The following is a 3,662-nucleotide window of genomic DNA, read 5'->3' on the forward strand; positions in this document are numbered from 1 at the left end:
GTCCCGCCACGCCCCCGCGCCCGGAGGGCCGCACCGTGCGACCGGCGCGCCCGCTGCCGCCGGCACCGCGCGAGGACGTCCCCGCGGTGCCGCGCCGCGCGGAGCGGCCGCCCGGCCCCGCGGAGCTGGCCGACCTCGACGAGGGCGAGCGGTTCGTGCCGGCCGAGCCAGCGCCGCTGCCGCGGGACCTCGTCGGCTGGGCCGCCTGGGCCGCGGTCGTGGGGGCGCCGCTGTTCCTGCTCGTCGTGGCGCTGGCCCGGCGGGAGGTGTCGGCGCTGGTGACGGCGATCACCGCGGCCGTGTTCGTCGCCGGGTTCGCGACGCTGGTGGTGCGCCTGCCCGGCTCCCGCGACGAGAACGACGACGACGGCGCGGTGGTCTGACGCGCGCCGGTCCGACCGGCTCAGTCGAGCGGCACCAGCAGGTCGGCCACCACGGCCAGGTGGTCGGTGGCGTCGGCGGCCCGCTCCACCGCCGGGGTGCGCACGGCCGTGACGGTCAGGCGCGGGTCGGTCAGGACCGCGTCGATGCGCCGGCGCGGCGCGCGCGCCGGGAACGTGGGGAAGCCGGTGCCCACCGCCTGCGCGGCGTCGGTCAGCCCCCCGCGCAGCACCCCGCGCGCGGGGCCGTCCGGGCCCTCGTTGAGGTCGCCGGCCACCACCAGCGGGGCACCGGCCCACGGCGCGCACGGCCCGGCCGGGTCGGTGCCCGGCAGCAGCAGCCCGGCGTGCTCCAGCCGCTCCCCCTCCTCCAGGCCCAGGTGGACGCTGCGCACCAGGACCTCCCGGGACCAGCCGCCCTCCCACGGCACGCGCACGACCGCCTCGGCCGTGCCGCGCCGGCGCACCGGGCGCCGCCCGCGCCAGCGCGGGGTGGGCAGCGCCCGCACCGCCCCGGCCCGCACGTCCACCCGCGGGGCGGTCAGCACCGCGGTGCCCGCGCCCTCGCGCCCGGAGGCGACCACCCACAGGCCCACGTCGGCGGCGAGGTCGCCCAGGCGGTGACCGGCGAAGGGGTGCGTGGGCACCTCCTGCAGGCACACCACGTCGGCGTCCACGGCCCGCAGCACCTCGCGCAGCACCCGGCCGTCGTCGAGCAGCTCGCGCACGTTGAGGGTGGCCAGGCGCAGCGGCGCCCGCCGCGCACCGCCGGCGGCACCGGGCACGGTGCGCCCCGCGTCGGCGGGCACGTCAGCCCCAGCCGCGGGAGAGGTCCGCGGCGCCCACCAGGCCCGCGGCCGGGCCCAGCTGGGCCCGCACCACCCGCAGCTCGGGGCGGAAGCCGCGCCCGGTGAGGGTGCGCCGGTACGCCTCGCGGCACGGGCCCAGCAGCAGCTCGTCGGCGTCGGAGACGCCGCCGCCGATGACCACGGTCCCCGGGTCCAGGGCCGCGGCGAGGTTGGCGACGCCGATGCCCAGCCAGCGCCCGACCTCCTCGAACAGCTCCACCGCCGCCGGGTCGCCGGCGCGCGCGGCCTGCGTCACCAGCGGCCCGGTGATCGCCTCCGGGTCGCCGCCGGCCAGCTCCAGCAGGGCGTGGGCCACCGGGGACGCCGAGCGGGCCAGCTCGCGCGCCTCGCGCACCAGCGCGTTGCCGGAGGCGTACTGCTCCCAGCAGCCGCGGTTGCCGCACTCGCAGCGGTGCCCGCCGGGCACCACGACCATGTGGCCGAACTCCCCGGCCAGGCCGTAGCGCCCGCGCACCACGCGCCCCTGGGTGACGATGCCGCCGCCGATGCCGGTGCCCATCGTCACGCACAGCAGGCGGCTCTCGCCGCGCCCGGCGCCGAAGCGGTACTCCGCCCAGGCCGCCGCGTTCGCGTCGTTCTCCACCACGGTGCGCCGCCCGACGCGCCGGCCCAGCCGGGCGCGCACCCGCCGCTCCACCGCCTCGCGCAGCGGCTCGTGCCGCCACGCCAGGTGGGGGGCGAACAGGACGGTGGAGCGCTCGGCGTCGACGAACCCGGCCGCGCCGATGCCCACCGAGACGATGTCGTGGGCGCCGGCGAGCTCCTCGACGACCTCGGCGATGGTGTCCTCCACCGCGCGCGGGCTCCTGGTGGGCGTCTCGCGGCGCAGCTGCGCCACGACGCGGCCCTCGCCGTCGACGACGCCCGCGAGGACCTTGGTGCCGCCGATGTCGACGCCGACCGCGGGGCCGTCGCCGATGAGCGCGCGGCGGGTCTGCTGGCGCAGCCGCTGCTGCAGCGCCGCGCGGCGCGGGTCCGGCGGCGGGCTCAGCGGAGGCGCGCGAGGTCCGCGGCGCCGATGATCCCGGCCGCGTTGCCGCGGCGGGCGGTGCGCAGCGGCGGCGGGCGGCGGTGGGTGCGCCCGGAGAGGTTCTCGGCCAGGCTGGCCCGCGCCGGGGCCAGCAGCAGGTCCCCGGCGCTGGACACGCCGCCGCCGATGACGACGACCTCGGGGTCCAGCACGGCCACGAAGCTCGCCACGGCCTCGCCCAGCCAGCGGCCGACCTCGGCCAGCAGCCGGGCGGAGGCCAGGTCGCCCTCCTGCGCCAGCCGCGTCACCGTCGGCCCGTCCACGGCCTCGGGGTCGCCGCCGGCGGCGCGCAGCAGCTGCTCGGCGGAGGGGTCCCCGGAGCGCAGCAGGTCGCGGGCCTCGCGCACCAGGGCGTTGCCGGAGACGTACTGCTCCCAGCAGCCGAGGTTGCCGCAGCCGCAGGCGCGCCCGCCGGGCACGGCCCGCACGTGGCCCAGCTCGGCGGCGGCGCCGTTCGCGCCGCGCTGCAGCACGCCGCCGGAGACGATGCCGCCGCCCAGGCCGGTGCCCAGGGTCAGCATGAGCAGGTCGTCCACCGGCACGCCGTGCTCGTCGAGGCCGCCGCCGAAGCGGTACTCGGCCCAGGCGGCGGCGTTGGCGTCGTTCTCGACGACCACCGGCCGGCCCAGCCGCGGCTCCAGGCGCGCGCGCAGCGGCTCGTCGCGCCAGGCGAGGTTGGGCGCGAAGACGACCGCGGAGCGGGCCGCGTCGACGAAGCCGGCCGCGGCGACGCCGACGGGCCCGAACTCGTGGGTGGTGGCCAGCTCGGCGATCGCGTCGGCCACGGCCTCGGCGATCGCGTCCGGGTGGGAGGCGGGTGTCTCCCGCCGCGTCTGGGCGAGGATCTCGCCCCGGTGGTCGACGACGCCCGCGCCGATCTTCGTGCCCCCGATGTCGACGCCGATGGCGTTGCCGGGGACCCCGGCGGCCGTCGCGGGGTCGTGTGCCGCCGTCGTGCGCTGATCCGCCATGCCCGTTCCGGAACCCCCTGCGACGCGTGCCCCGGCGTGGGGCGGTCGCGCGACGCGCGACCGCCAGGAGGCTAGAGCATGCGCGCCCGCGCGCCCCGACCGGCGTGCGGGCGCGGCCCGGCGCGCCGCCGGGCGCCTCAGCCGGCGAGCAGCCCCAGGACGGTCATCGCGAGCACGAGCAGCAGCGTCAGGGCCAGGCCCCCGCCGGCGGCGACGGCGACCCTGGCGCGCGGGGAGCCCAGGCCGCGCACGGGGGCGCCGGAGGCGGCCAGGGTGCGCAGCATGCGCTCGACCTCCTCCTCGTCGAGCGCGCCGGCCCGCTCCCCGGCCCGCTCCCCGACCCGCTCGTCGTCGGGCCCGTGCGCGGGGACGACCGGCACCGGGACCACCGGGGCCGGTCGTCCCCGCGCAC

The 3,662-nt window shown here is 80.3% G+C and carries 3 protein-coding genes and 2 pseudogenes; 1 reads left to right on the forward strand and 4 read right to left on the reverse strand.

All coding sequences use genetic code 11. From position 1 onward, the window contains the following. A pseudogene (locus GTR00_RS16630) lies at nucleotides 1-383 on the forward strand (hypothetical protein); the annotation flags it as partial. 20 nt (nucleotides 384-403) lie between these two features. Here GTR00_RS16630 and GTR00_RS16635 read toward each other — a convergent pair. The 4 genes and pseudogenes from GTR00_RS16635 to GTR00_RS16650 form a co-directional block, all read right to left on the reverse strand. Then, entirely contained in the window at nucleotides 404-1,189 is a 786-nt protein-coding gene (locus GTR00_RS16635; RefSeq protein WP_166612701.1) for an endonuclease/exonuclease/phosphatase family protein, read from the reverse strand. A gap of 1 nt (nucleotide 1,190) precedes the next feature. After that, nucleotides 1,191-2,207 carry an ROK family glucokinase gene (locus GTR00_RS16640; RefSeq protein ID WP_407659716.1) on the reverse strand — a complete coding sequence of 339 codons (1,017 nt, stop codon included), beginning with the start codon at nucleotides 2,205-2,207 and terminating at the stop codon, nucleotides 1,191-1,193. 29 nt (nucleotides 2,208-2,236) lie between these two features. Continuing rightward, nucleotides 2,237-3,250: an ROK family glucokinase gene (locus GTR00_RS16645; protein ID WP_166612702.1), complete on the reverse strand. Its 1,014-nt coding sequence runs from the start codon at nucleotides 3,248-3,250 to the stop codon at nucleotides 2,237-2,239. Between the two features lie 137 nt (nucleotides 3,251-3,387). Continuing rightward, nucleotides 3,388-3,662 (reverse strand): annotated as a pseudogene (locus tag GTR00_RS16650) (hypothetical protein); the annotation flags it as partial.

The sequence above is a fragment of the Kineococcus indalonis genome, from assembly GCF_009906395.1.
Taxonomy (GTDB): domain Bacteria; phylum Actinomycetota; class Actinomycetes; order Actinomycetales; family Kineococcaceae; genus Kineococcus; species Kineococcus indalonis.

Coding starts and splice junctions, on each gene's coding strand:
- GTR00_RS16645 (WP_166612702.1), bottom strand. CDS start 3,250: ATGGCGGATCAGCGCACGACGGCGGCACACGACCCCGCGACGGCCGCC.